26 protein-coding genes are annotated in these 26,695 nt (G+C 27.6%); 6 read left to right on the forward strand and 20 right to left on the reverse strand.

Annotation, left to right across the window (positions count from 1 at the left end):
• The 9 genes from ACYQ1T_RS00005 to ACYQ1T_RS00045 all read right to left on the reverse strand — a co-directional run.
• Positions 1 to 516 (reverse strand): AIM24 family protein (locus ACYQ1T_RS00005; protein WP_459830532.1); only part of this gene is annotated, 516 nt, incomplete at its 3' end.
• 96 nt (positions 517 to 612) lie between these two features.
• Positions 613 to 1,098: an LURP-one-related/scramblase family protein gene (locus ACYQ1T_RS00010; protein ID WP_459830534.1), complete on the reverse strand. Its 486-nt coding sequence runs from the start codon at positions 1,096 to 1,098 to the stop codon at positions 613 to 615.
• An 84-nt stretch (positions 1,099 to 1,182) separates the two neighbouring features.
• The gene (locus ACYQ1T_RS00015; RefSeq protein WP_459830537.1) at positions 1,183 to 1,851 is read right to left on the reverse strand and encodes a Crp/Fnr family transcriptional regulator; all 669 of its coding nucleotides are present in this window, start codon (positions 1,849 to 1,851) and stop codon (positions 1,183 to 1,185) included.
• 99 nt (positions 1,852 to 1,950) lie between these two features.
• A complete protein-coding gene (locus tag ACYQ1T_RS00020; protein WP_459830540.1) occupies positions 1,951 to 3,360 on the reverse strand; it encodes an aminotransferase class I/II-fold pyridoxal phosphate-dependent enzyme in 1,410 nt (469 codons plus the stop codon).
• A 46-nt stretch (positions 3,361 to 3,406) separates the two neighbouring features.
• Positions 3,407 to 4,633: a M16 family metallopeptidase gene (locus tag ACYQ1T_RS00025; protein WP_459830542.1), complete on the reverse strand. Its 1,227-nt coding sequence runs from the start codon at positions 4,631 to 4,633 to the stop codon at positions 3,407 to 3,409.
• Positions 4,634 to 4,788: 155 nt separating this feature from the next.
• A complete protein-coding gene (scfB, locus tag ACYQ1T_RS00030; protein WP_459830544.1) occupies positions 4,789 to 6,144 on the reverse strand; it encodes a thioether cross-link-forming SCIFF peptide maturase in 1,356 nt (451 codons plus the stop codon).
• Between the two features lie 131 nt (positions 6,145 to 6,275).
• Positions 6,276 to 6,413 carry a six-cysteine ranthipeptide SCIFF gene (gene scfA / locus ACYQ1T_RS00035; protein WP_459830546.1) on the reverse strand — a complete coding sequence of 46 codons (138 nt, stop codon included), beginning with the start codon at positions 6,411 to 6,413 and terminating at the stop codon, positions 6,276 to 6,278.
• Between the two features lie 180 nt (positions 6,414 to 6,593).
• The gene (locus tag ACYQ1T_RS00040) at positions 6,594 to 7,958 is read right to left on the reverse strand and encodes an MATE family efflux transporter (RefSeq protein ID WP_459830548.1); all 1,365 of its coding nucleotides are present in this window, start codon (positions 7,956 to 7,958) and stop codon (positions 6,594 to 6,596) included.
• A 12-nt stretch (positions 7,959 to 7,970) separates the two neighbouring features.
• Positions 7,971 to 8,411 carry a MarR family winged helix-turn-helix transcriptional regulator gene (locus ACYQ1T_RS00045; protein ID WP_459830550.1) on the reverse strand — a complete coding sequence of 147 codons (441 nt, stop codon included), beginning with the start codon at positions 8,409 to 8,411 and terminating at the stop codon, positions 7,971 to 7,973.
• A 212-nt stretch (positions 8,412 to 8,623) separates the two neighbouring features.
• On the opposite strand from ACYQ1T_RS00045, the gene ACYQ1T_RS00050 reads away from it, so the two are divergent.
• Entirely contained in the window at positions 8,624 to 9,328 is a 705-nt protein-coding gene (locus ACYQ1T_RS00050; protein ID WP_459830552.1) for a PHP domain-containing protein, read from the forward strand.
• A gap of 69 nt (positions 9,329 to 9,397) precedes the next feature.
• Here ACYQ1T_RS00050 and ACYQ1T_RS00055 read toward each other — a convergent pair whose 3' ends face one another.
• The 5 genes from ACYQ1T_RS00055 to hflX form a co-directional block, all read right to left on the reverse strand.
• Complete coding sequence (locus tag ACYQ1T_RS00055; protein WP_459830554.1) at positions 9,398 to 10,129, reverse strand: YebC/PmpR family DNA-binding transcriptional regulator; 732 nt, start codon at positions 10,127 to 10,129, stop codon at positions 9,398 to 9,400.
• A gap of 125 nt (positions 10,130 to 10,254) precedes the next feature.
• Positions 10,255 to 10,902: a YigZ family protein gene (locus tag ACYQ1T_RS00060; protein WP_459830556.1), complete on the reverse strand. Its 648-nt coding sequence runs from the start codon at positions 10,900 to 10,902 to the stop codon at positions 10,255 to 10,257.
• The gene (locus tag ACYQ1T_RS00065; RefSeq protein ID WP_459830558.1) at positions 10,903 to 12,306 is read right to left on the reverse strand and encodes an aminotransferase-like domain-containing protein; all 1,404 of its coding nucleotides are present in this window, start codon (positions 12,304 to 12,306) and stop codon (positions 10,903 to 10,905) included.
• Between the two features lie 13 nt (positions 12,307 to 12,319).
• Complete coding sequence (locus ACYQ1T_RS00070) at positions 12,320 to 13,222, reverse strand: nucleotidyltransferase domain-containing protein (RefSeq protein WP_459830561.1); 903 nt, start codon at positions 13,220 to 13,222, stop codon at positions 12,320 to 12,322.
• A 136-nt stretch (positions 13,223 to 13,358) separates the two neighbouring features.
• Positions 13,359 to 15,158 (reverse strand): GTPase HflX, encoded by a 1,800-nt coding sequence (hflX, locus tag ACYQ1T_RS00075; protein ID WP_459830563.1) that lies wholly within the window; start codon positions 15,156 to 15,158, stop codon positions 13,359 to 13,361.
• Between the two features lie 112 nt (positions 15,159 to 15,270).
• On the opposite strand from hflX, the gene hpt reads away from it, so the two are divergent.
• Positions 15,271 to 15,795: a hypoxanthine phosphoribosyltransferase gene (hpt, locus tag ACYQ1T_RS00080; RefSeq protein ID WP_459830566.1), complete on the forward strand. Its 525-nt coding sequence runs from the start codon at positions 15,271 to 15,273 to the stop codon at positions 15,793 to 15,795.
• Positions 15,796 to 15,854: 59 nt separating this feature from the next.
• Here hpt and yunB read toward each other — a convergent pair whose 3' ends face one another.
• Entirely contained in the window at positions 15,855 to 16,511 is a 657-nt protein-coding gene (gene yunB / locus ACYQ1T_RS00085; protein WP_459830568.1) for a sporulation protein YunB, read from the reverse strand.
• A 107-nt stretch (positions 16,512 to 16,618) separates the two neighbouring features.
• Here yunB and ACYQ1T_RS00090 point away from each other — a divergent pair, with 107 nt between their 5' ends.
• A complete protein-coding gene (locus tag ACYQ1T_RS00090; RefSeq protein ID WP_459830571.1) occupies positions 16,619 to 19,357 on the forward strand; it encodes a transglycosylase domain-containing protein in 2,739 nt (912 codons plus the stop codon).
• 254 nt (positions 19,358 to 19,611) lie between these two features.
• Complete coding sequence (locus ACYQ1T_RS00095) at positions 19,612 to 21,039, forward strand: alanine/glycine:cation symporter family protein (RefSeq protein WP_459830574.1); 1,428 nt, start codon at positions 19,612 to 19,614, stop codon at positions 21,037 to 21,039.
• 50 nt (positions 21,040 to 21,089) lie between these two features.
• Here the strand turns inward: ACYQ1T_RS00095 and ACYQ1T_RS00100 are convergent, their stop codons facing one another.
• Positions 21,090 to 21,941, reverse strand: coding sequence for a PepSY domain-containing protein (locus ACYQ1T_RS00100; RefSeq protein ID WP_459830576.1), 852 nt, complete (start codon positions 21,939 to 21,941; stop codon positions 21,090 to 21,092).
• 206 nt (positions 21,942 to 22,147) lie between these two features.
• On the opposite strand from ACYQ1T_RS00100, the gene ACYQ1T_RS00105 reads away from it, so the two are divergent.
• Together ACYQ1T_RS00105 and ACYQ1T_RS00110 are read left to right on the forward strand one after the other, a co-directional pair.
• Complete coding sequence (locus ACYQ1T_RS00105; protein ID WP_459830578.1) at positions 22,148 to 22,546, forward strand: YtxH domain-containing protein; 399 nt, start codon at positions 22,148 to 22,150, stop codon at positions 22,544 to 22,546.
• Between the two features lie 27 nt (positions 22,547 to 22,573).
• Positions 22,574 to 22,897: a hypothetical protein gene (locus ACYQ1T_RS00110; protein WP_459830581.1), complete on the forward strand. Its 324-nt coding sequence runs from the start codon at positions 22,574 to 22,576 to the stop codon at positions 22,895 to 22,897.
• A gap of 46 nt (positions 22,898 to 22,943) precedes the next feature.
• Here ACYQ1T_RS00110 and ACYQ1T_RS00115 read toward each other — a convergent pair whose 3' ends face one another.
• Genes ACYQ1T_RS00115 through ACYQ1T_RS00130 form a run of 4 tightly spaced genes read right to left on the reverse strand, consistent with a single transcriptional unit; the run spans position 22,944 to position 26,689 of the window.
• Positions 22,944 to 23,843, reverse strand: coding sequence for a dihydroorotate dehydrogenase (locus ACYQ1T_RS00115; protein WP_459830583.1), 900 nt, complete (start codon positions 23,841 to 23,843; stop codon positions 22,944 to 22,946).
• 20 nt (positions 23,844 to 23,863) lie between these two features.
• A complete protein-coding gene (locus tag ACYQ1T_RS00120; protein ID WP_459830586.1) occupies positions 23,864 to 24,601 on the reverse strand; it encodes a dihydroorotate dehydrogenase electron transfer subunit in 738 nt (245 codons plus the stop codon).
• Position 24,602: 1 nt separating this feature from the next.
• Positions 24,603 to 25,481, reverse strand: coding sequence for an orotidine-5'-phosphate decarboxylase (gene pyrF, locus ACYQ1T_RS00125; protein WP_459830588.1), 879 nt, complete (start codon positions 25,479 to 25,481; stop codon positions 24,603 to 24,605).
• 11 nt (positions 25,482 to 25,492) lie between these two features.
• Entirely contained in the window at positions 25,493 to 26,689 is a 1,197-nt protein-coding gene (locus ACYQ1T_RS00130; RefSeq protein ID WP_459830590.1) for a dihydroorotase, read from the reverse strand.
• Between the last annotated feature and the right edge of the window lie 6 nt (positions 26,690 to 26,695).

Below are 26,695 nucleotides of genomic sequence, written 5' to 3' on the forward strand. Positions count from 1 at the left end.
AGGTCCTAATATTTTCTTAGCTATTGTTCCCCCTGCATGTATAAAAGCTAAGCCATCTCCTTCTAATTTTTGAAGTATAAATCCTTCACCTCCAAAAAAGCCAGTTCCTAGCTTTTTATGAAATGCAATTCCAACGCTAATACCTTTAGCACAACATAAAAATGCGTCTTTTTGACAAATCAATTTATTTCCATAGATTCTTAAATCAACTGGTATTATTTTACCAGGATATGGAGCTGCAAATGAAATTTTCTCTTTAGTAACACCTGTATTAGTAAAAGATGTCATAAACAAGCTTTCTCCAGTAATAACTCTTTTTGCTGCTCCACCTAATTTACCAAAAATTCCACTTTGGCTTTTTTCACTTCCGTCTCCAAAAATAGTTTCCATGCTAATACTATTATCCATCATCATCATACCACCAGCTTCTGCAACTACAGTTTCTCTTGGATCAAGTTCAATTTCTACATACTGCATTTCATTTCCAAATATCTTATAGTCAATATCATGTACCATTTTATACCTCCTAAATAACTTTTAAATATTATTACTTAATTTCTTTAATTATACTACTATACTTACATCCATATACACATTTTAACTTAAATTATATTAATTATCAGAGTTAAACCTAACCATATCAATCATTACTAATAAACAAACTAAAAATATTTTATAATTTTCATCATATACTTCTAAGGAATATCTATCTCTTCCAAATGTGAACTCCTTATCAATTTTCCCAATTTCTATACTTCCATTTCTAACTGTATAATGTCTTCCCAAAATACTACTAGATTCCATATTTAAATTTCCTATTTCACCAGTAATATTATACTCTGGAACCATAAATTCTTTTTTTATTGTAGCAAGCTCCTTCATATCATGGTCATAAACTAAATACTTATGTGCTCCTAATCTTATTTGTTGCTTCATATATAGAAGTCTTTTTCCTTTATCTGCATTATAAATATTGATATTTTTTCCTATATCAAATTTATCTGCCTCAACTAGATATACAGGATTTTCATTTGAATCATAAACATCAAATTTTGCTCCAATAGAAAACAGTCTTTCTTTAATAAAATATTTACTCATTATACCACCTCTATTTAATAGTTTTCTAAAACCTTAAATAGAGTATATTATACCTCTTATCTGTTGTCAATATTTTCTTTAAATTTAATTGAAAAATTCATCTTCTAAAGCCTCTAAATTTAAAATAGTTATATCTTTTAAGGTAACTGATATAAGACCTAGCTCTTTCATTGTTATTAGCTCTCTTGATAATGATGGTCTAGGAATCCCAAGTTCCTCTGCTAATTCTTTTTTAGAATTTATTTTCAATGACATTGTATTATTTATTTTATAATTATCTAATAGCAATTTACATATTTTTCTTCTTATTGAATCTAATTCAACTAAATTTATTTTTCTATTCAACAAAACGATTTTTTGTGATAGAAGGCTTAATATATTTTCTGTTACCTTTGTATTTTCTTTTATAATTGATAAAATAGCTTCTCTTGAAAAAGATAATATTTTGCAATTTTCTATTGCTATTACAGTTGCTGGATACTCTTTATCTTTGGAAAATAATAATGCTTCTGCAAAAATATCACTTACATTAAAGTTTGCTAAAGTAAGAACTTTTCCATTTTCGTATATTGTTTGTATTGCTGCCTTTCCAGATATAATTACAGATAAACTATTACACTTTTCTCCTTGGTTTGCAACTATCTCACCTTTATGATAATCTTTCAACTTATAATTACTATTTTTTAAAATACCTTCAATTATACTTTCATCTATTCCCTTAAATAAAAAGGATTCTTTTAATGCTTTAATCATATTTACACCTCAATTTTTATTATTAAATATATTATAACTCAAAAAAGCCCAATAGGATTTATATAACTTCCCATTGGGCTTTAATAATAATTTAAAAACTTATTTACATATATTTATGAAGTTATCTTTAACTCCGATTATACTTCTTCTAGAGTTTACATATTCATCTATTATATCTATAACTTCTTTTGTTATTATTTCTCCTCCACAAACTAGAGGTACTCCAGGTGGATATGGTATTATAGCTTCTTTTACAACTTTTCCTTCTGCATTTCTATAATTAATCAACGTTCCTTCTTTTTCAAATATCTCATAAGGTTCCATAATTTTTTCTGGTATATAATTTAAATTTTTTCCAATATATACATCTTTTAATTTTTCCATATTTAAATTATTCATCACATTGTATATCTTTAAAAAGTCTTTTTCAAGATTAAATGGAGATAAAATTAAAATAACCCCTTTAGAAAAACTCATTTCTCCTTGTATTTTATTTTCTCTTAAATAATCTAAAAGCTTATGTCCACTATATCCATCCTCTAATATCATTATATATCTAGTTAAATCTAAGTGATATCCACTCCTTAAAGATTCTTTACTTAAAATAGTACATTTATTTAATAAATTTATTTTTTCTTTCCATACTTCTGATAATTTTATAAGTTTATTATAGTCATCTTTAGCATGATTATCTAAATAATATCTTCCATAATCTAATGAAGCCATTATTAAATATGATGGAGATGTTGTCATAAATGCTTTTAAATAAAACTCAATTTCACTATTTTCCTCATTTACTAGAAGATATCCCCCTTGAGTTAATGATGGTAAAGTTTTATGAGCACTTAAAACTACATAATCACCTAATGTTACTATTGATTTAGGTAATTTTTCATTAAATCCAAAATGTGCTCCATGAGCTCCATCTATTATTATTTTTAATCCCCTATTCTTTAATTCTAATACAAATTCCTCAATTGAATAGCTTATACCAAAATAATTTGGGTGGGTTATTATTATTCCCTTTGGGTTTTTGGATTTTTCTAGTGCTTTATATACATTCTCTTTATTGGGAGGTAAAAGTATTCCATTTTCTTCATCTATAACTGGTTCTACATATATAACTTTTAATTTTCTTAATATAATTCCATTATATATTGATTTATGGCAATTACGTTCAACTAATATCTCATCTCCTTCTTTAAAGGCAGAGAATATAGCTGCAAGGTTTCCACTAGTACTTCCATTTACTAAGAAGTATCCTTTTTTAGCTCCATAGGTTTTTGCAAGCATATCTTGTGCTTCTTTTATAACGCCCTCAGGACAATGTAAATTATCTAATGGATCTACTTCTGTAATATCTAAAAAGCATAATGTATTTGCAAATTCTTCTCCAATACTATCTCTAAGAAATCCTCTTCCACATTTATTTCCTGGCATAGATAATATTAGATTATTCTCTTTTTTATACTTTAATAATTCATTTAAAAGTGGAATCTTTTTCTCCAATAAATACACCTCTTTCTAACCTAAATAATTTAATTTTTTTAATTATTTATCTTATATTATTTTTTATAATTTCAATAGAAGGACTTTTTAATACACTTTTAGCAACTTTAAAAATTAAATCCTTTGATACTTTCTCTAAATCAACTAATTCCTTTTCATATATTTTATAATCATTAAACATAGCACTATATGTTGACAGCTCTTTTGCTAATATAATACTTTGTTCTTCTCTAAATAATCTCTTTAACTTTATAGACTTTACTAAATTAATTATATCTTCATTAGTTAATTTTTCTTTAAATAAATCTAAGTTTTCTATACTTTGATTTATTAGTTCTAATGTCTTATTTATATTATCACTAGATGTATTGAATGTTATTTTATAAAGCTTAATATATTTTTCTAAAGCTATCTTTGTAATAACATCATAAATAAGTCCATTTTTAGTTCTTAAAGTATCATATAATATAGAATTTACGCCTTCACCAAAAAATTCATTAAATATTCTTAATGCCTTTATTTCATTTTCATTAAGATTATGAATTGGAAAAACAATTTCTACTCTACAAGTATTACTTCCACTTCTTATATCTATAAATTTATCTTTAATAGGCTCTTCATACTTAACTTCACTTTTCTTTATCATATTTTTTAATGTTTTCCAACTTAAAAATAACTCTTCTACTATATTTTTTACCTCTTCAAAATCTAATGAAGTTACTATTGCAATAGATGTATTTTCTGGTACGTAGTAATTATTATAAAAATCTTTAATATCTACTAACGATATATTATTTAAATCCTCCATTGTACCTATTATTGGATATTTAATTCTTCTACTTTTAAATGAATTTATAAATAATTTATCTTCACAATATTGATCTAATTCCTCATCCCACTCTTTTAACTCTTCTTTAATTACATCCATCTCTTCTTTAAAACCAGCTTCTTCAAATAATGGATTTATTAATAAATCTGCAAAAATTTCTAACCCTTCTTTTAAGTCTTCTCCTAATAAAGTACCGTAATAAATTACATAAGGGAAATTTGTCATAGCATTTTGAAAACCAAATATTTTACTTAATTCATAATTTATATCACTTTCACTTCTTTTCTTAGTTCCTTTATAAATCATATGCTCTGTTGCATGAGCAACTCCAAGCTTTTCAGTTTCCATTGCCGCTCCCGCTTCTAAGGCAATAGAAACTGAAGTTAAGTTTGATAAACCTTTTTTATAAATTAATTTAATATTATTACTTAATAAATACTCCATCTTTCTCTTCCTTTTAATTTAAATTATTAAAGTGGCTATGTATAAAAATCTATTATCATAAGCTGACTTAAATTTTAAACAGCTAAATGATATATATCTATAATACATAACCACTTTATTAATTTTCTATTTCAATTTAGCTTATAATACAGCTACTATTCTGCTTTTAAAGCTATAGCACATTCAATTCTCTTCTTTTGCATTTTACATCCAATTTCATATGGAACTTTCATATCTCCATTAAAACTGAAATTATTTGCTTGACATCCACCGCTACAGTAGAATCTTGCCCAACAATCTCTACACTTTGGCTTATTATATATATGTGCTTTTTTAAATTCCTTACCTAAGTCCTTATTATACGTATCATCAAAAATAGTTCCAAGTTTAAACTCTTCTTTTCCTACAAATTGATGACATGGATAAACATCTCCCTGTGGAGTAATAGCTACATATTCAAATCCTGCACCACATCCTGAAATTCTTTTATATACACATGGTCCACCATTTAAATCTACATTAAAGTGATAGAAATTGTACTCTTCTTTTCCTTCTCTTTTTCTTTTAGCCATATCTTCATATAATTTATCATAGTTTTCCATAATTACAGGTAAATCTTCTTCTCTTAAAGCTAAAGCGTGTCCTTTTTCTAAAACTACTGGTTCAATTGAAACTTCATCAAACCCCTCATTTACCATAGCCATTACATCTTCATAAAAATCTGTATTAGCTCTTGTGAATGTACCTCTTACATAATACATCTTCCCTGGCGTTCTCTTTTTTATCATCTTCTTTATATTAGGAATTATGTCATCATAAGAACCACTACCATCTACTTTAATTCTTACATTATCATTTACACACTTTCTTCCATCTAATGAAAGTATTATATTTCCCATTTCCTTATCCATAAAATCCATCATATCATCATTTAAAAGAGTTGCATTTGTTGTCATAGTAAATCTAATATTCTTTTTCCACTCTTTTTCATTTTCTCTTGCATACTTGATAATTTCTTTTATAGTATCCATTATCATGGTTGGTTCTCCACCAAATAAATCAATTTCAATATTTCTTCTTGGACCACTTCTTTTTACAACATAATCTATAGCTTTTTTAGCTGTATCAAGAGACATTACTCCTTTATTTCCGTTGTATTCACCTTCATCAGCAAAACAATATTTACATCTTAAGTTACATCCATGAATTATATTTAAACATACTGCTTTTATATAATCTCTATCATCCATAGAACCATGGGCTATTTCCTCATATTGATCCTTTGAATATAATATTTCTTCATTTACTAATTCCATTATTTCATCATAAGCTTCTGATACAACACTTTCTTTGTATTTATTGGCAAATTTCGAAATAAGTTCCTCTTTAGATTCCATTTTATCTTCATTTACTAAATCATATACTAGCTCATCTACTATATGAACTGCTCCTGTATTAACATCTAATACAAAAAAGTTATCGCCTTGTTTAAATTTATGAATTAAAGCCATATTTATTCTCCTTAAAATTTATCTATTTCAATTTAAATATTTTTATATAACTAGCTACTTAAGTAGCAGTAATTTCCATACTTATAATACTAAAAATTAAGCAGTAACCTTATAAAGTTACTGCTATAATATTAGTTTTCACATTCTAAGTTTGCAACTGTACAAGAAGTCTTGCATGCAGATTGACATGAGTTAGCACACTCTTTACATCCTGGCTTAGCTAAGCTATTTTTTATATTTGATTTGTTTATTGTTTTTATGTGTTTCATACTGTGGAACCTCCCCTTTGCAAAATACAAAGTGATTATATCATAGTTTTTTTGGATAATAAAGTCTTAATTGCCAAATAGGAAAAATTCCTTTTTACTTCTTTTATTATTTATTAGTTTTTATATTATTTATAAAATTAATAAAACCTTAAGTTTCTATTTTAATTTAAAAATATTAATTTATCCTATTTTTCTTTCTTTATTATATATTTTTTCTTCTCTAACTAATACAGTAATTAATACTATAATACATAATCCAAACATTATAACATCAGTAATTGGCTGTGCATATATAAACCCACTAAATCCTGCTATTTTATTTAATATAATTATTAGAGGAATATATAATATTCCTTGTCTAGATATTGATAAAATTAATGCAGGTACTGCCTTTCCCATTGATTGAACACTTGTTGTGCTTACCATTTGTCCTCCTATAAAAGGCAAAGATATTGAAAGTGCTGAAAGTATTATTGCTCCAGTGTTTATTACCTCTGTATCATTTATAAATAAAGTAATTAAAGGTTTAGCAAATATACTAAATAATATGGCAAGGGTTATTCCTATTATAGATGTTATTAAAATACCCTTAAATATTATTTCTTTTATTCTATTTATATTTTTTGCCCCATAACTAAATCCTACTAAAGGTTGACATCCAGATGAGAATCCCATAAAAATAAATGTCCCTATTGTCATAATTTTACTTGCAACTCCCATTCCAGCTATAGTAGTATCACCATAATTTACTGCTATATTATTAGATACAATTATTGCAATGCTCATAAGCATTTGTCCTAATGATGCTGGTATTCCTATTTTAAATATCTCTTTAAATATTTTTTTATCAAATGAAAATAACTTTAAATTTATTTTAGTAACTGTTTTTTGTTTATAAAACACATACGCATAATATAAGAATCCTAAAAGATTTCCTATTATAGTTGCAAGAGCTGCACCTACTATATCCATATTAAATGTAAATATAAGTATTGGATCTAAAATAATATTTGCAACTGTTCCAATTAATAATCCCATCATAGATTGCATTGCTCCACCTTCTGCGCGAAGAAGCTGTCCTAAAGCAAAATTTCCAATAATAAATATACCTCCAAGAAGCATTATTCCTACATATTGAATGCTATATATAAATGTATTATCACTTGCTCCTAATATTGAGACTAATGGTTTTATAAATATTAAACCAAGTACTGAAATTAGTATTCCAATTGCCATACATAATACTACTGCTATACTTGCTGTTTTATTTGCAATCTCATTTTTATTATCACCTAAAGCTCTTGATATATATGATGCTGCTCCTAATCCTACTGTTCCTGCAAGAGCCATAAATACTATAAATATTGGGAAGGCTATATTTGCAGCTGCTAATTGATTTGAGTCATTTAATCTTCCTATAAAATATGTATCAACTAGATTATATAAAACCTGAACCATCATTCCCATAACCATAGGTAAAGACATTTTAAAAATTGCTTTTGTTACTTTTTCATTTGCTAATATATTTAATCTTTTTTCATTCATAACTACATTCTCCTAACTTCTTTTTGCCATTGGAGATAGTTCTGATAACACTCTAATAGCATTTAAATATTCTTTAGCTTTTTCATCTCCATCTTTATATATAAAAGCTTCAATTTTTTTTAACATTATATTTTGCATATCTTCAGCAATTAATCTACCCTTCTCTGTAAGTTCCAAAGAAATTTTTCTACGATCCTTTACATTTCTATTTCTTATAACATAACCCTCTTCTATTAAGTTATCTATTACAGATGTAAATGAACCTTTCTCTAAACCAACACCTCTACTTATTTTACTCATTGTATTATCTTTATGATTATAAATCATTATAATCACTCTTGCTTGTGTACTATTTAAAGAAGTCTCTACTTCTGAAACCTCAAAATTTTTAAACATTTCTTTCATCCAATGATAAATAATTGCTATTTCATTTAATAAGTTTTTTCTCTCCATTTTACCACCTCATTTAGTAAGAAATCTAACTATTAGTTATATAACTAATTTATATCAAAATATTGTCTTTGTCAACAATAATTATTAGTTAATATTTTTTTGTAGTGTTTATTAATAATTTTTAAATTATACTTCTAACTCCTATAATCAATGTTACATTTTTTTATCTTTATGAATACTATGTATAAGAATACTTACATTGGAGATAAAATATGTATACAAAAGGAGATTTTCATATTCACACTATATGCTCTGATGGAGCATATACCCCTACTGAAATTGTTATTATGGCAAGAGAGTCTAAATTAGATATAATCTCCATAACAGATCATAATACTACAATTGGAATTGATGAAGCTATTAAAGCTGGAGAATGGCTTGGTGTAAAAGTTATACCTGGCATAGAGCTATCTACAAGTTTTTATGGAAAAAAAGCTCATATTCTTGGGTACTTTACTACAGATATTTATAAAAATAATGATTTTTCTAGGTTATTAAAATATATAAAAAAGCATAATATAAAATCTGTAAAAAATTTTATAGGTAATTCAATTGAAATTAGGAAAAGTAATAATAAAGAAGTTCTTGATACAAATTTAGGAATTGATTTAATTAAATATTTTGGCGGATGTGCTATTTTAGCTCACCCTGTTCGTTTAAAATCTGGTATATTTAATGAAATAATAAAACTTCCTTTTGATGGAATAGAAGCAATTTACTCAAAAAACACCCCTTCTCAAACAGAATATTATAAAAAAATATCTACAGAAAAAGATATGATTTATACAGCTGGTTCAGATTTTCATACAGATTTAAGAATGGATAGACGTCATGGTAAAATAGGACAAGTTTCTTTAGATAATTACGAAATAGAAAATTTATTAATAAAATGTATAAACTCTAGTCTTAAAAACTAACAAAATACTAAAGAAAGGCTATCTTAAGATTATTTAATAATAATTTTAAGATAGCCTTTTATAGTTATTTTAATCTAAAAATTCTGATTCTGCATTATGCCAAACTTCTTGAACATCATCATCATTATCAAGTAAATCCAACATTTTTTGGAACTTTTTAGCATCTTCTTCTCCGATTTCAGTATATGTATCTGGAATCATTTTAATTTCTGCTTCTAAAAATTCAAGTCCTTCTGCTTCTAAAGCTTCCCTTACTGTTCCAAAATCTTCTGGTGTTGTTGTTACTATAAATACCTCTTCTTCAGCTGCAAAATCTTCTGCACCTGCATCTAAAGCCATCATCATAACTTCATCTTCATCTTTGTCTTCTCTTTCAATTACTATTTCACCTTTTTCTTGGAACATAAATGCTACACAACCTGAAGCTCCCATATTCCCGCCACCTTTAGTAAATGCACTTCTTACATTACCTGCTGATCTATTTTTATTATCTGTTAAAGTTTCTACTATTACAGCTACTCCTGATGGACCATAACCTTCATAAACTATTTTTTCATAGTTAACTGATGCTAATTCTCCTGAAGCTTTTTTTATTGATCTTGAAATTGTATCATTTGGCATATTTGCAGCCTTTGCCTTAGCTATTGCATCTCTTAATTTTGGGTTAGAGTCGGGCACAGGACCACCATTTTTAACTGCAATTACTATTTCTTTACCTATTTTAGTAAATATTTTACCTCTTTTTGCATCTGCTTTTCCTTTTTTATTTTGGATATTATGCCACTTTGAATGTCCTGACATGTTGATTCCTCCCAACTTCTAATTAAAAATTTAAAATATTATTTTCTAAAATTATATCACATTTATTATTTTTTTACAATTATAGCTATTTCTCTTGATTAATATCTTAATTTAAATAACCTTTATTATATTATTTTAAATAGTCTATTTTCTTCTTTAAAATATATTCCTTCTTCTGATTTTGTTATATTAATTTTTCCATTTGATGAGTCTATCATTTCTTTTTTAATTTTATCTGATATAGTAACTTCAGATAGAATATTAACAATAACTTTATCTGAATACTCAATATCTTCTATATGCCAATTATTTTGAGCACATATATATTGAACTTTTCCTAGCATATCATACTCCATATGAATAGAGTTTTTAACTCCATCAACCTTTTCAACAACTCCTCCAGCTTTTAAAGCTATAGAAGCTCCTTTTGTATATGCTCTAGTAAGTCCTCCTGTTCCAAGTAATATACCTCCATAGTATCTTGTTACTACAATAGCACAATCTGTAACATTACTTTTTTTCATTACTTCTAATATAGGAATTCCTGCTGTTCCTTGAGGCTCTCCATCATCACTATATCTTTGTATTCCCATGTTTTTTCCCACTACATAAGCCCAACAATTATGAGTTGCTTGTTTATGCATATTTTTAATTTCCATAACAAAGGCTTTAGCTTCCTCCTCTGTTTCACATCTTTTTGCGTATCCAATAAATTCTGATTTTTTTTCTATAAAATTATCTTCACCAAAATCCCTTATTGTCACATATGACATTTACTTTATCTCCTCTCTTATAATATCTATTCCTTTAATTATTTTTTCTTCATTTACTTGAGAAAAACCTATCCTAAAATAATTGTTTCCATCAGTAGGAAATCTAAAAAATATAATTCCTGGAGTTATATATATGTTTTTTTCTTTTAACTTATAAAATAGTTCTTTAGAAGTTAAATTCTTATTTTTCAATTCTATATAGAAACTTAATCCACCTTTTGGATCAATATAATTTACACTATTTCCTAATTTTTCTTTGATTAATTTATTCATAAGATAATATCTTTTTTTGTACTCTTCTTTTTGATACTCTATATGACCCTTCCAAAATCCTTCTCTTATATATAATTCAAGAGCTCTTTGCATTAAACTTGACGTTGCTATATCGGTATTTATTTTAGAGTTTTGAAGACTTTCTCTAAAAGAGGTTGGAGTTATAATATATCCAAGCCTTATTCCTGGTAAAAATATTTTCGAAAAACTTTTTATATAAATAACTCTATCGTATTTATCTAACCTTTTTAAAGGCTTATATTCTTTTTCTTCTTCATAAAGTAACTCTGATAAATAATCATCTTCAATAATATAAAAGTCATATTTTTCTGCAAGCTCTATAAGCTTTAGCTTTTTTTCTTTACTATAGCTTATTCCTGTAGGATTATGAAGACAACTCATAGTATAGAAGCATCTTATTTTATTTTTCTTAAGTATCTCTTCAAATTCTTTTAAGTTTACTCCATCACTTTCTAACTCTACTTCAAAAATATTTGCCCTTCTCCACTTAAAAACAGAAAGAGCTCCTCCATAAGTTGGCTTTTCAACTATTACATTATCATTTATATTAAGCATTGCTTTTGAAGCTATATCTATACCTTGTTGTGCTCCAGATACAATAAGCATGTTATCTAAGTTTAACTTATTCTCCCAAAAACATTTATTAATTGTTTTTCTTAACTCCTCATAACCAAGAGGTTCTTTAATAATTAGTGCATTAGCTCCATCTCTATCTAAAACTTTATTTATTACTTCTTTAAATTCTATTATTGGAAAATACACTTCTGTAGATGTTTCTCCTGAAAAATCTATTATTTCTTCTAAATCTTTTTCTGTTAATTTTTTGAAATACTTAGAATACTCTCTATTAAATAGAGGAAGTCCCTCTTTTCTTTTGGCATAAGTTCCTGATCCTACCTTTTGAAAAGCATACCCCTCATTTTTTAACTTTTTATAAGCATTAACTACTGTTACACTGTTTACTTTCAAAAAATTTGTAAGTTCTCTTATAGCAGGCAACTTCTCACCTTCACTAATGCTCTTATTTTCTATAAGTTCCTTTATATGATTTGAAATTTGAATATACTTTGGAATTTCATCATTAAATATTATATTAAATTTTCCCTTCACTTAATCACCCAAATTAAATCCTTTTATATGAATATACATTTTCTCTTGTTAATATATTTCCATAAGAATCATGAAATTCTCTTATATCTTTTAAAACAATATCATTTTTATATAGAAGCTTTAATATATCCTCTACCTTAATATCAAAATTCCTAAACTCATCATAGTCTTTAATATCATAAGAACTTAAATATCCATCATAGCTTTTTAATAAATTAATAATCATTTCTGAGATAATTACAATATTATTATTTATATATCCCTCTACTAAATCTAACATCTCTTGTATGTTTTCACTTTTAACTTCCATTGAAAATAGCTTTGTAATTTTATCATTAAAAGTATTATTTAAATTACAAGCCATAGACAAAGAGTCCTTACTAACTGTATATCCATTTATATTTAAATATACTTTAGAAAAATTATCTAAAGCTCTAATTAGAACTTCATATGACGTATATAATCCACCTTTATGAAGATACTTTTTACACACTCCAATATCTTTAAGTAATTTACCTAAGTAAACTAAGTTCCATATACCCTTATCTGATATTGTAGTATACTTGCTATTTTCATATATTCTAGATATTTCTTCATCCTTTGAATATATAAGCCTAGAGGATAGTAAAATACTTTTTATAGTATATTTATCTCCTGTGCTATAATATCCATTTAAAAATGATTCTTTATTTAAAAACTTTATATGGACTGGTATATCATTTACTTCTGAATATACATCCCTAACTTTTGAAAAATCATCTTTACATATTACAAATAAATCTATATCTGACTCTGCCCATAAATCCCCTGTTACCATACTTCCAAAAACTAATATACCAATTATGTTTTTGTTTTTTCTTAATCCGTCTGTTATTTCTTTATATGCTTTTTGATATTCTATAACAGCCTTTCCCATACAGCCTTGCCCCCTTAGTTTTATCATTGAATTTATTATATAAAAAAACTGCAATGAAGTCTAATAATCATTGCAGTAAAAATTATTATAATTTTATTTAATTTTTATAATATAAACTCTTTTTATTATACTTATATTAATTAGTTAATATACTTGTTATGAAGTTTTCTGATTTATTAAATGTTTCATCATCTACTTCAACTATCATAAATGTACCATTATCTTTATAATCTTCTTCTAAAACTCTACCATTTCTATGAAGATATGAAACTATATCACTTCTATCATAAGGAATTAAATATTCGCATCTTTTCATTTTATATGGTAAATTTTCCTCAATTATATTTAATAACTCTTCTAAAGCAATTCCTTCTTTTGCAGATATTTGAATTGTTTTGTATTCCTTACAAGCTTCTACAATTTCATTTATTTGATCATCTGTTGCCTTATCTATTTTATTTAAAACTAAAATTGTGTCTTTATCTTTTGCTCCTAATTCACTTAAAACCTCTTCAACTGCTTTTATTTGCTCTAAAGCATAATGTGATGAAGTATCAACTACATGACATAAAAGATCTGCGTATATAACCTCTTCTAAAGTTGACTTAAATGCCTCTACTAAATCATGAGGTAGCTTTCTTACAAACCCTACTGTATCTGTTAAAGTTACGATTCCTTTATTTTTTAATACTATAGCTCTTGTTGTAATATCTAATGTTGCAAAAAGCATATCAGCTTCAAATACTTTATCTTTCCCTTGAGTTTCCTTTTGAGCTGCTATATCACATAGCTTATTTCTTAATGTTGATTTACCTGCATTTGTATATCCAACTAAAGATACTTTTGGAATACTTTCTTTATTTCTCTTTTCTCTTTGCGTCTCTCTAATTTTCTTAATTTTTTTAAGTTGATCGTTTAAATCATAAATTGTTTCTCTTATATGTCTTCTATCTGTTTCTAACTTCTTTTCTCCAGGACCTCTAGTTCCTATTCCTCCTCCAGTTCTAGATAAAACAGTTCCAAGGCCCTGCAGCCTTCCAAGTCTATATTTAAGTTGTGCAAGCTCAACTTGAATTTTAGCTTCCTTGCTTTTAGCTCTTCTTGCAAAGATTTCTAAAATAAGTGTAGTTCTATCTATAACTTTTGCTCCTAATGCAGCTTCAAGATTTCTAACTTGTGATCCTGATAATTCATCATCAAAAATTATAATATTAGCTCTTTCTGTTTGTCTTAAATGTGCAATTTCTAAGACTTTTCCTTTTCCTATATAAAAAGCTGGATCTATTTTGCTTCTGCTTTGATATATCATATCTAATACAGGTATATCACATGCTTTAGTTAACTCTTTAAGTTCATCTAAGCTTTCCTTAGTGTCTGATCCTACAAGTATTGCTCTTTCACCTTCATCTTCAATTATATCTTTTTCTTTTATCAAACCTTCAATATGTTGTATTTTATCTAATATATGTATTGAAAGAATTTCATCAATAGATAAATTTGATTTTTCTTCATAATCTAACATATCATTAGTTATAGTTAACATACCTAATGAACAATCTATTATTTTCCCATTATATATACCAATAGCCATAATAGCATCTAGCTTAAGCTTTAAAAGAGCTGTTAAATCTAATGCTGAAAAGTTTGATAAACCATTTGGGTGTGTATGAATTACTCTAACACCTGATAATCTTTTTTCTCTAATATCAATCATAGCTATTTCTACAGAAGTAGAATCTCCAATAGCTACAGAAACAACTTTTCCTCTTCTATCCACTGCAATACTTATTTCTCTTTCGATAATACTTGAAACTCTCGAAATTGTTTCTATTATCTCTCTACTGCAAACTTCATCTTTTAATACTTTTGCTTTATAAAGGTTTTCAAGCTCCTCTAGAAAAGATTTTTTAATACCATCTATATTTCCATGTATCATAATATCACCTCGTATTCTTACTCTTGACAACTTTCATATAATTTTATACTATTAACTCAACATTGTAAATACGACATTACGCTTTTAAAATACACATTTTGGAGGAATACTAATGGAAGATAGAAATCGTAACATTCTTTTTACAGAAGAACAAATAAAAACTAGAATTGCTGAGCTTGGTAAGGTTATCACTGAAGAATACAAGGACAAGAAGCTTTACGTATTACCATTATTAAGAGGAAGCTTTATTTTTGGTGCTGATATATTTAGAGCTTTGGATTGCAAAGCTAAAGTTGGATTCATGACAACTTCTAGCTATGGCCATGGAGAAGAAAGTACTGGAGAAGTTAAAGTTGTTAATGATATTCCAGATAATATAGAAGGCTGGGATGTACTAATAGTTGATGACATTATTGATACTGGCTACACAATGGAATTTGTTATTAATTATGTAAAAGATCGTGGTGCTGCATCTGTAAAAACTTGTGTTTTACTTGATAAACCTTCAAGAAGAAAAGTAAATTTAAAGCCTGACTATTGTTGCTTTGAAATAGAAGATTTATTTGTTGTAGGATATGGATTAGACTACGAAAGTTTCTATAGAAATGTTCCTTATGTATTTAATTGGGAAAAATAATCCTTATAAAAAATAAAATCAGTGGCAAATTTGCCACTGATTTTATTTTTTATAACTTATCAAGGCTTATTTAGTTCTATTGCTGTATTTGGAATTTTACCAACAATTATAGTTTCTGCAACTGGTATTTGACATGTTATATTAATATCCTTACTATTCATTGGCAGTATGGCTCTAATTTTCAAATCAACATTTAAATATATTTTATGCCTAGTTTGATTTATTCCTGCGCTTTCAAAAACAGATTCATAGCTACTTGTAATATTCCCAACTTGTTCCATTTTAATATTTATTTTAGGCCCTAAGTTATGAATGACTAAATTTTTTGTCATATATCCTAATGGAACCTTTACACCAAGTTCCTGTAGGTTCATTAATTTTTTATTGCTTTCTAAGACCAATTTAGATGATAAATAATTTAATTTTACAGTATCAGCTCTTATCATAGTAATATTTCCATTATTATCTTTTTCTACTATTACCATATCAGAATAATTAAATTCTCTTGAATAAATATCAAGTGCAGTTTCATAAACTATATCTGTTGCTTCTCTTTTCATTTCTTCTTCTGCCATTTTTAATACTGCTGGTAAAATACTATTATCTATACAGTATAAAATGGAATTAAATAGAACAAAAATGATAATAATGACTAATATAAGCTTTTTATGTTTTATCCTTAGGCGTATTTTAGGTTTTTTTGTATAATACTTCATAAGCACCTTCGCCAGTTATTATTTTACTCTTTATATAAATATGCTATAATATTCTATAATATTTATTTTAAATTCATTTAATAATTTATTTTATGAGGGAGGAACAAATGGCTAACAATAAAAATTCTAGAGAAGAAAAAAGCCAAGCTAAAGCTAAAAAAGGTAAAAAATCGAATAAGAAAAAAAATCAACCTAGATATAAAAAAATAATTAAAGGTATTTTATTAACAATTTTAATAGCAGTACTATTATGCTTTGTTGTAGGATTAGGTTATGTTTTTGCAGTTGTAAAAAGTACTGAGCCTCTTGATATTAACTCTGTAAGAAACTTAAATCAAGCCTCTATGCTGTTTGATAGCAACGAAGAATTTATAGATAATCTTCCAACTGAAGAGGAAAGATATGTTGTAAAATCTGAACAAATGCCTACAAACCTTAAAAATGCTTATGTTGCAATAGAAGATGAGCGTTTTTATCAACATAAGGGAATTGATGTAAAAAGAATATTAGGATCAGCTTATAGAAGTGCTATGTATTTAGTAACTGGTAATGGTGGTATTCAAGGTGGTTCAACTTTAACTCAACAACTTATAAAAAATACACTTTTAACAAACGATGTAAAAATCGAAAGAAAACTTAGAGAAATATATCTTTCTATAAAATTAGAGAGTAAACTTTCAAAAGATCAAATATTAGAATCTTATCTAAATACAATTCCACTTGGTGGTAAAATTTATGGTGTAGAAGCTGCTGCAAGATATTTCTTTGAAAAGCATGTAGAAGATTTAACACTGCCTGAATGTGCTTTTATTGCAGGATTGACACAAGCTCCAAGTTATTATAGTCCTTATAATCCTGATAATAAACAAGATCCAACTGCATATTTAGATAGAACTAAAACAGTTTTAATGAAAATGAGAGATTTAGGATTTATTACTCTAGATGAGTATAATTCTGCATACGCTTTTGTAGATAAAAATGAATTTAAATTCTCTCAAGCTGAAATTAATTATAAATTAAACTATGAATGGTTTGCTTATCCTGCTTTAGACCAAGTAAAAAAGGACTTAAAAGAAGTTTATAAATATACTGATGAAGAAATTTCAAAGCTTCTTGTAAATGGTGGTTTAAAGATTTATACAACTATGGATAGAAAACTTCAAGACTCTACTCAAGCAATATTAAATGATAGAGAAAATTTAAGTATTGATCAATATCGTAATCCTGAGGAATACGACGCAAATGGTACTCCAAAGCTTCAAGCTTCTGCTGTAATTATGGATTACCATACTGGTCAAGTTAAAGCATTAGTTGGAGGTAGAGGTAATCAACCTGCATCTTCTACAAATAGAGCATATTTTGCTTTAAGATCTATAGCTTCTACAACTAAACCTTTAACAGTTTATGGTCCTGGAATAGATACAAAAGTTATTACAGCTGCAACTTCTATAGATGATGCTCCACTTCCATCTTCTATAGCAAATAAATATATGGATAATGGTAGTCCTTATAATCCATCAAACTGGAACTTCAAATTAGATGGTTTAATAACCTCAAGAGAAGGTCTTGCACTTTCAAAAAACATTGCAGCTGTAACTGTTGAAGACTTAATAGGCGTTGAAACTGGATTGTCTTATGGTGAGAAATTAGGATTAGTATATAGCGATGCTTCTAAAACAATTTCAACTTTATCTTTAGGAGAATTTACTAATTCACCTGAAGATCCAGATGGTGGTAATACATTCAAACTTGCTGCTGCATATGGAACATTTGGTAATAATGGTTTATATACAGAACCTAAATTATACACAAAAGTCGTTGATGCTTTTGGAAAAGTTATTTTACAACCTGAAGTTAAACAAAAGCAAGTATTTTCTCCACAAACAGCATATATAATGCAAGATTTATTAAAAGGTCCTTTAACCTTTGATGGTGCTAAGGCTAAGCTTCCTAATATGCCTATAGTAGGTAAAACTGGAACAACTAGTAATGTAACTGACTTTTGGTTTGCAGGACTATCACCTTACTATTCTGGAGCTGTTTGGATAGGTTATGATAACCACAGTGTAATGGGTGGTCAAAGTTATAGTTCTTCTGCTGCAGGACTTTGGGGAAAAATTATGACTCCTGCTCATGAAGGATTAGAATATAAGGAAATATCTCAAAAACCTGATGGTGTTGTTAGTGTTGATATCTGTATAGATTCTGGTAAGCGTCCTACTGATCTTTGTCATAAAGATCCAAGAGGTTCAAGAGTAAGAAGTGAACTATTTATTAGTGGTACTGAGCCACATGGTGTATGTGATGTCCATGTATCTGCTAAAGTAAATAAAAACAACAATAAACTTGCAACTGATAATACTCCAAAGGATTTAATTGAAGAAAGAGTCTTTATAAAGAAACAAAATCCAAATCCTAAAACAGCTGACTTTAAATATATTCTTCCAACAGAGAAGGATGATACTAAAGCTAAACCAAAAGATGAGGGCTTTAATTTATCTGATCTTGGAATAAATATTGGTAGTAATGTTGATTCAGCAATTTCTGCTTTAAAAGAAAAAGGTGTTAATGTCACAATTTCAAACCCTGATTCTAAAAATAGAAATATTAAAAGTCTTTCAGCTACAAAAGCTAAAAAAGGAGATACAATTATAATTGAACTAGAAAAAGATAATGCAGGTGAGGCAACAAATCCAGCGCCACCAGAAAATCCAGAATCTCCACCTAACAATCAGCCTCAACCAAATGCACCAAACCAACCAAGTGCTAGAGGAAATTCTGGATCAAACTTTTTTGGCATATCCCCATTTATAGCTTTTAGAAATGTATTGGATATATTTTCTTAAATAAAGTTTTTAAAAAACTTATAAAAGAAGTCTAATATGGATAAAATCCTATTAGACTTCTTTTTTTCGTTTACATTACCTATTCTTTTGCATAAGTTGTCAGTTCATAATTCAATATATTTTGTAATTTTAGTATTTTAATATAACTTTTTAAGTTTTTATGAATTAACTTAACTTTATTCTTGCATTTTCTTTATATATATTATATTATATAAACATTAATGAAAAGAAGATAATAAAAAGGGGGAAATAATATGGATTTTTTAAATAATTTTATATTAAAAATTAATGATTTTATATGGACCTATATTTTAATAGCTCCGTTAATCCTTATAGGATTATACTTTACATTTAAAACTAGATTTGTTCAATTCAGAAATATAAAAGAAATGTTTAGACTTTTAGGTGATGGTGCATCTAAATCAAAGGATAGTAATACTGTATCATCATTTCAAGCATTCTGTATTAGTACAGCTTCAAGAGTTGGTACTGGTAACTTAGCAGGTATAGCAACAGCTATAGCTATTGGTGGACCTGGGGCAATATTTTGGATGTGGCTAATAGCACTTGTTGGAGCTGCTTCTAGCTTTATAGAATCTACTTTAGCTCAAATATATAAAGTTAAAGATGGTAATTCCTTTAGAGGTGGTCCTGCTTATTATATGGAAAAAGGACTTAATAAAAGATGGATGGGTGTATTATTTGCAATATTAATTACTATATCTTTTGGATTGGTATTTAATTCAGTTCAAGCTAATACTATAACTGTTGCTTTAAATGAATCATTTGGTTTCAATAGAACTGTACTAGGAATAATTCTTACTATTTTCACAATAGTTATTATATTTGGTGGTGTAAATAGAATTGCTAATGTTTCATCAGTTTTAGTTCCTATAATGGCAATTGCATATATATCTGTTGCATTATTTATAGTAGTAAAAAATCTTGGTTCTATTCCATCAGTATTGAAAATTATTTTTGAAAATGCTTTCGGTTTTGAACAATTTGTTGGTGGTGGTATTGGAGCCGCTTTAATGCAAGGAATTAAAAGAGGCCTTTTCTCTAACGAAGCTGGTATGGGATCTGCTCCTAACGCAGCAGCAACTGCAACTGTTTCTCACCCTGTTAAACAAGGATTTATACAAACACTTGGGGTTTTTACCGATACAATAATAATTTGTAGTTGTACAGCCTTTATTATACTGCTATCTGGTGCTCCTATTGATGGATCTGTAAAAGGAATTCAACTTACTCAAATGGCACTTACTTCACAAGTAGGCTCATGGGGCGGAGTATTTATATCAATTTGTATTTTACTTTTTGCTTTCAGCTCTATAGTTGGAAATTATTATTATGGAGAATCTAATATTCAATTTATTACAGATAAAAAAATATATCTTCAACTTTATAGAGTTTTTGTAGGATTTATGGTGTTTTTTGGTTCTTTAGTAAGCATGGATATAGTTTGGAATCTTGCTGATGTGTTCATGGGGCTTATGGCAATTATAAATCTTATTGCAATAGTTCTTTTAAGTAAGATAGCTTTTAAAGCTCTTAAAGATTATAACACACAAAAGAAAGCTGGAATAAAAGATCCTATTTTCAAAGCTTCTTCTATACCTGAATTAGGTGATGAAGTGGAAGAATGGAAAGATTACGAAGAAGAAGAATATTTAGCATAAATTAATGGATATAAAAAAAGCTATGAATTTCATAGCTTTTTTTATATCCATTAATTTGATACTAACGCTTCTAAGTCAGACCATAAAACTTCTCCACTATTAGCGCTAACATATAACTTATATTTAATTGATTTTCCTTCTTTATTTTTACTTTCTATAGTATAAACATATGCAAGTTGTATATGTTTATCTTTATCTGAGACATATGCAGTAAATGGATTTTCATCTATCTTACCTTCTATTTTTAGTTTTCCTAGATACTCTTTTGCAATTTTATTAGCATCATTCTTATCTATTTTAATTTTACTTATATGCTTAACGTGGTCTAATGTATAATTAGTATATCCATCTAATTTTCCTGTACATTTGTTTATTTTAGCTATAATCTCATATTCATAATAAGGATATCCATTTTTACACTTATAAAATACTACTGTATAAAAAGGTTCATTAGATCCTTCTACTATTCTTATTTCCTTAAACATTATTTTTTCATTTGCAATTTCTTTTAAATATTTTTCTGCTTGTTTTTTAGCTTCTTCTTCAGTATATTTTATTTCTTTTACTTCACATGATGATTCCTTTTTAGAAAAGCCAATAACATTATAATCACTATCTAAATCTACTCCATAGTTTTGCACTATTACTGAAAACTGTATTTTAGAATTTGTATTTGTAGATTTATTTAATGGAATTATTTCTGTATTAGATTCTTTACTATCTTTAATATAATTTTCACCAATATCTATTACATTATTTTCTTGCAATTCTTCTATGAATTTAGTTGCTGCAACAATTTCTTTAGAATCTTTCGAAATTATAGCCCTTCCTACAACTAAAATAGCAATAATTAAGCACCCTATTATAATACCAAATATAATAGTACCTTTTTTATTTTTCATTTTAGTCCCCCTTTGTTTAACTATTACAAGAAATTACAAATAAAACTTTTAAAGTTTTATATTTATTCTAATTATATATTACAATATTTTAAGAATAATATAAAGTTTTTTATTTTTCTTTATATTTGCTTATATTCTCTCTTAACCCTTGTATTTAAGCCATATTAAGGTTATAATTCCATTATATAAGTAAAGGGGGATTTTAAATGAATTTAACAAAATTAATTGAACAAAAACGTAAAGAAAAAGCAAAAAAAGAAAAAGCTAAAACTGCTAAAAATGTTGCTATTGGAGCTACTTTAGGGGTTGCCGCTGGACTAGCTAGTGGATTACTATTTGCTCCAAAATCTGGGAAAGAAACAAGACACTCTTTAAAACAAACCGCTTCTGATTTAAATAATACAATTAAATCTAAAGCTAACGAAGCTACAGAAAATATTAAATGTAAAGCTATTGAAGCAAGTGAAGTTACAAAATCTAACTTCTCTGATGCTAAAAATAAAATTTCAAGCTACTTAGAATCAAAAAAGCATGAAACTGACGATTCTAATGAAGTTATTTCTGAAGAAATCGCTGAAGAAAGTAAAGATGAAACTTTAGTTTAATAACTGTGAATACGAAAGGATAAAATTATGACTATTACAATAGATTTAAATACTCTTTTCTTAGGAGTTATTGCAATTGTAGTTGTTATAGCCCTAATTTATCTTATAATAACATTAAGAAAAGTTAGTGCATTAATAACTAATATTAATAAAACCCTAGATGATAATAGAAAAAATTTAGATTCTACTTTAAGTAATTTAAATGGAATCTCTGAAAATATAAAAGACATAAGCGATGTTGCTGTTGAAACTACTGCCGAAGCAATTGTAATGAAGGAAGGCATCGTTAATCAAATTGATATCATTAAAGATATCTTTAACATAATTGCTGGAGTATTCTTAAAAAAATAAATTGAACAAAAAATAGGTAAGAGCATATAAGCTATTACCTATTTTTTTATTTTATACATCCAACTATTTCATTTATATTTTTAATTCCTTGAGATAAACAAAACTCTTCTATTTCTTTTATTATTTCTTTTCCTGCCAATGGATTTATAAAATTAATTGTTCCTATTTGAACTGCTGATGCACCTGCCATCATAAATTCTATAGCATCTAATCCCGTTGAGATTCCTCCTAAACCTATTATAGGTATATTTACAGCCTTTGATACTTCATGTACCATTCTAAGTGCTATAGGCTTTACTGCTGGTCCTGAAAGTCCTGCATACATATTATTAAATATGGGCTTTCTCTTATAAGGATCTATTGCAAATCCCTTTAATGTATTTATTAAAGATATTGAGTCCGCTCCCGCCTCTTCACATTTTACAGCCATATCTACTATATTTTCAGCATTAGGAGATAGCTTTACCATTAATGGCTTATCTGATATTTTTTTTATTTTAGAAACAACATCAAAGGCAACATTAGATTTTATTCCAAATGCCATTCCTCCTGATTTTACATTAGGACATGATATGTTAAGTTCTATCATATCAATATCTGTTCCTACAAGTTTTTCTATTGCCGTTTCATAATCTTCTATACATCCCCCACCAACATTAGCTATAATGTTGGTGCCTAATTTTTTCATTCTTGGAAGTTCCTCTAAAATAAATTTGTCTATCCCTGGATTTTGAAGTCCTACTGAGTTCATCATACCTGAAGATGTTTCATAAACTCTTATTCCCTCGTTTCCTTCTTTTGGATTTAAAGTAAGTCCTTTAGAAGATATCCCCCCTAATATTCCTACATCATAAAAATTATTATATTCTGCTCCAAAACCAAAAGTTCCTGAAGCTGCAATTATTGGGTTTTTAAATTCTACCCCATTTATATTTATCTTTAACATTACTTCTTTCCCCCTTTGATTTATAGTTCTACATATCTTCCATCAAATACTGGACCATCCTTGCAAGTTCTTTTATGTCCATCTTTAGTTTTGCAAGTACAAACTAAACAAGCACCAACACCACATGCCATATGTTTTTCCATAGACACATATATTTTAGTGCCTTTTTCTTTACACATTTCAGCTACTTTTTTCATCATAACTTCAGGTCCACAACATAAAACTGTATCATATTTTGAAACATCTAATAAATCAGTTACAAAGCCTTTATATCCATATTTCCCTGTATTAGTTGTAACAAAAGATTTATTAACATAATTATCTATTTCCTCAATTAAATATGTATCATCTCTGAATCCTGCATATAAGTCCATTATAATATCTTTATCTTTTTCTCTCAATTTTTTGGCTAACTCTAACATAGGTGCTGTACCTATTCCACCTGAAACTAAAGCTACCTTACCTAAATCCTCTTCGATATTAAATCCATTTCCTAATGGACCTGTTAAATTTATAAAATCGCCTTCTGTAAGCTTTGTATATTCTTTAGTACCATTTCCAACAACTGCATATAAAAACGTTATTGATTTAGATTCTTTCTCACATATACTTATAGGTCTAGGTAAAAGAGTTGCACCATTTAACTTAAGCATATAAAATTGACCTGCTTTAACTTCATTATTGTCTTCTACAATTAATTTATATATTCCGTCTACAACTTTTTCATTTGAAATTACTTTAGCTTTAGTATAATTCATACTAACCGTTCCTCCTTACAGCTTCTCTTATCTCATCTCTCATTCTTATAGTTTCTTCTCTTGAACAATTAGCAAAATCCTTTTCTCTACCTTCTTGTCTTTTATAAGCTAAAAGTATTGCTCTTGATGAATTAACAACTCCACCATTTCCATTATTAAGGTATAAAGCAACATCCTCTGCTCTTCCACCTTGTGCTCCATATCCTGGTATAAGGAAAAACATTTTATTAAACCTATTTCTTATTTCTTTTCCTTCTTCAACATGAGTACAACCAATAACTCCACCAATTGCAGAATATCCACAGTCTCCAATTATATTTTGCCCCATTTTTATTAATTTATCTCCAACTATAGTATATACTTTTCTTCCATCTACTATCTCAAGTTCTTCTATATCCTCTGCGCCTTTATTTGAAGTTCTAACTAGTGAAAATACGCCTTTTGTTCCTTTTTCCATATACGGAATATATGGTTCTATACTATCCATTCCCATATAAGGACTTAATGTTATAAAATCTGCTTCAAAATCTCCTTCAAAATGCGCTTTTGCATATTGACTAGCAGTTGCTGCTATATCTCCTCTTTTTATGTCAGCAATTATTATTGCATCTTTTTTTCTTAAGTATTCTAAAGTTTCTTTATATGCAATGATTCCATTTAACCCCAATGCCTCATAATATGCTATCTGAACTTTAAAACATGCACTTACATCTATTGTTGCATCTATTATTTGTTTATTAAATTCAACTAATGCTTCTATCTCGCTTCTACCTTCAAAAAGATGCTTTGGTATATAAGAAATAGCTGTATCTAACCCAACACATACAACGCCTCTTTCTTCTACTCTATTAAATAATTTATCTATTATTGTACTTTTCATTTTATCTCCTCCTATTTTCTATATAATACCCTTCCAGATTTTATTGTAGTTATAACTTCACCATAAAACTCCATACCTTCAAAAGGTGTATTTTTACCTTTTGAATAAAACTCATTTGAATTTATTGTTACTTTCTTATTTAAATCTACTATAACTAAATCACCATCTAATCCAACACTTATAATCCCCTTATTCATTCCAAGTATTTTAGATGTATTTTTAGACATTATTTCGCTTAATTTATTTATTGATATAACTCCATTCTTTACTAATGTTGTAAAACAAATAGGAAATGCTGTTTCCAACCCTACCATTCCTGGAGAACCTTTTTTCTTATCTTCATCTGTATGTGGTGCATGATCTGTTCCAATACAATCAACTACTCCATGTTTTATGGCATTTAAAATAGCATTTACATCTTCTTTTTCTCTTATAGGAGGATTTACTCTATAATTACTAACTTCTGTTGTTAGAAATATATGATGTGGTGTTACTTCACAAGTGACATTTACTTCATCATCTTTTGCTTCTTTTATATATCTAATTGCTTCCTTTGTGCTTACATGAGACATATGGAGCCTCGCTCCCGTTTCTTTTGCTAAATATATATCTCTTTGAGTCATCATATTTTCTGCAATTCTCATATCAACCTTAGAAAACTTATGATCCTCTGCATGAGACATTATTACCCATCCATTTTCTTTAGCCTTCTCCATTGCTTTAAGCATTATTAAAGAATCCATAACTCCAACACCATCATCTGATATTGCTTTTATTTCCTTATCATTTTTTAATTCATCTAAGTGTTCTAAAGTTTTTCCATCAAATTTTTTAGTAACAGATAGACATTGATGTATATCTATTAAATTTAATTCTTTTGACCTTTTTCTAACTATTTGTAAAACTTCATCACTTGAACAGATTGGTGCAGTATTTGCCATTAAGCATACCCCTGTATACCCACCTCTTAACGCAGCCTTTGACCCAGTTTCTATATCTTCTTTGTAAGTTAATCCAGGTTCTCTAAAATGAGCATGTGTATCAACAAAGCTTGGCATTACTGTAAGTCCCTTTGCATCTAATATTTCTACATTATCTATTATTAAATTGCTTCCTATACTTTTTATTTTTCCATCTTCTATATAAATATCTCCAAAAAAATTTTGAGTACTATCTATTATATTTGCATTTTTAACTAATAAATTCATTTTTAT

The sequence above is a fragment of the Clostridium carnis genome, from assembly GCF_054657435.1.

Coding starts and splice junctions, on each gene's coding strand:
- ACYQ1T_RS00010 (WP_459830534.1), bottom strand. CDS start 1,098: ATGAGTAAATATTTTATTAAAGAAAGACTGTTTTCTATTGGAGCAAAA.
- ACYQ1T_RS00015 (WP_459830537.1), bottom strand. CDS start 1,851: ATGATTAAAGCATTAAAAGAATCCTTTTTATTTAAGGGAATAGATGAA.
- ACYQ1T_RS00025 (WP_459830542.1), bottom strand. CDS start 4,633: ATGGAGTATTTATTAAGTAATAATATTAAATTAATTTATAAAAAAGGT.
- scfB (WP_459830544.1), bottom strand. CDS start 6,144: ATGGCTTTAATTCATAAATTTAAACAAGGCGATAACTTTTTTGTATTA.
- scfA (WP_459830546.1), bottom strand. CDS start 6,413: ATGAAACACATAAAAACAATAAACAAATCAAATATAAAAAATAGCTTA.
- ACYQ1T_RS00040 (WP_459830548.1), bottom strand. CDS start 7,958: ATGAATGAAAAAAGATTAAATATATTAGCAAATGAAAAAGTAACAAAA.
- ACYQ1T_RS00045 (WP_459830550.1), bottom strand. CDS start 8,411: ATGGAGAGAAAAAACTTATTAAATGAAATAGCAATTATTTATCATTGG.
- ACYQ1T_RS00050 (WP_459830552.1), top strand. CDS start 8,624: ATGTATACAAAAGGAGATTTTCATATTCACACTATATGCTCTGATGGA.
- ACYQ1T_RS00055 (WP_459830554.1), bottom strand. CDS start 10,129: ATGTCAGGACATTCAAAGTGGCATAATATCCAAAATAAAAAAGGAAAA.
- ACYQ1T_RS00060 (WP_459830556.1), bottom strand. CDS start 10,902: ATGTCATATGTGACAATAAGGGATTTTGGTGAAGATAATTTTATAGAA.
- ACYQ1T_RS00070 (WP_459830561.1), bottom strand. CDS start 13,222: ATGGGAAAGGCTGTTATAGAATATCAAAAAGCATATAAAGAAATAACA.
- hflX (WP_459830563.1), bottom strand. CDS start 15,158: ATGATACATGGAAATATAGATGGTATTAAAAAATCTTTTCTAGAGGAG.
- hpt (WP_459830566.1), top strand. CDS start 15,271: ATGGAAGATAGAAATCGTAACATTCTTTTTACAGAAGAACAAATAAAA.
- yunB (WP_459830568.1), bottom strand. CDS start 16,511: ATGAAGTATTATACAAAAAAACCTAAAATACGCCTAAGGATAAAACAT.
- ACYQ1T_RS00090 (WP_459830571.1), top strand. CDS start 16,619: ATGGCTAACAATAAAAATTCTAGAGAAGAAAAAAGCCAAGCTAAAGCT.
- ACYQ1T_RS00095 (WP_459830574.1), top strand. CDS start 19,612: ATGGATTTTTTAAATAATTTTATATTAAAAATTAATGATTTTATATGG.
- ACYQ1T_RS00100 (WP_459830576.1), bottom strand. CDS start 21,941: ATGAAAAATAAAAAAGGTACTATTATATTTGGTATTATAATAGGGTGC.
- ACYQ1T_RS00105 (WP_459830578.1), top strand. CDS start 22,148: ATGAATTTAACAAAATTAATTGAACAAAAACGTAAAGAAAAAGCAAAA.
- ACYQ1T_RS00110 (WP_459830581.1), top strand. CDS start 22,574: ATGACTATTACAATAGATTTAAATACTCTTTTCTTAGGAGTTATTGCA.
- ACYQ1T_RS00115 (WP_459830583.1), bottom strand. CDS start 23,843: ATGTTAAAGATAAATATAAATGGGGTAGAATTTAAAAACCCAATAATT.
- ACYQ1T_RS00120 (WP_459830586.1), bottom strand. CDS start 24,601: ATGAATTATACTAAAGCTAAAGTAATTTCAAATGAAAAAGTTGTAGAC.
- pyrF (WP_459830588.1), bottom strand. CDS start 25,481: ATGAAAAGTACAATAATAGATAAATTATTTAATAGAGTAGAAGAAAGA.
- ACYQ1T_RS00130 (WP_459830590.1), bottom strand. CDS start 26,689: ATGAATTTATTAGTTAAAAATGCAAATATAATAGATAGTACTCAAAAT.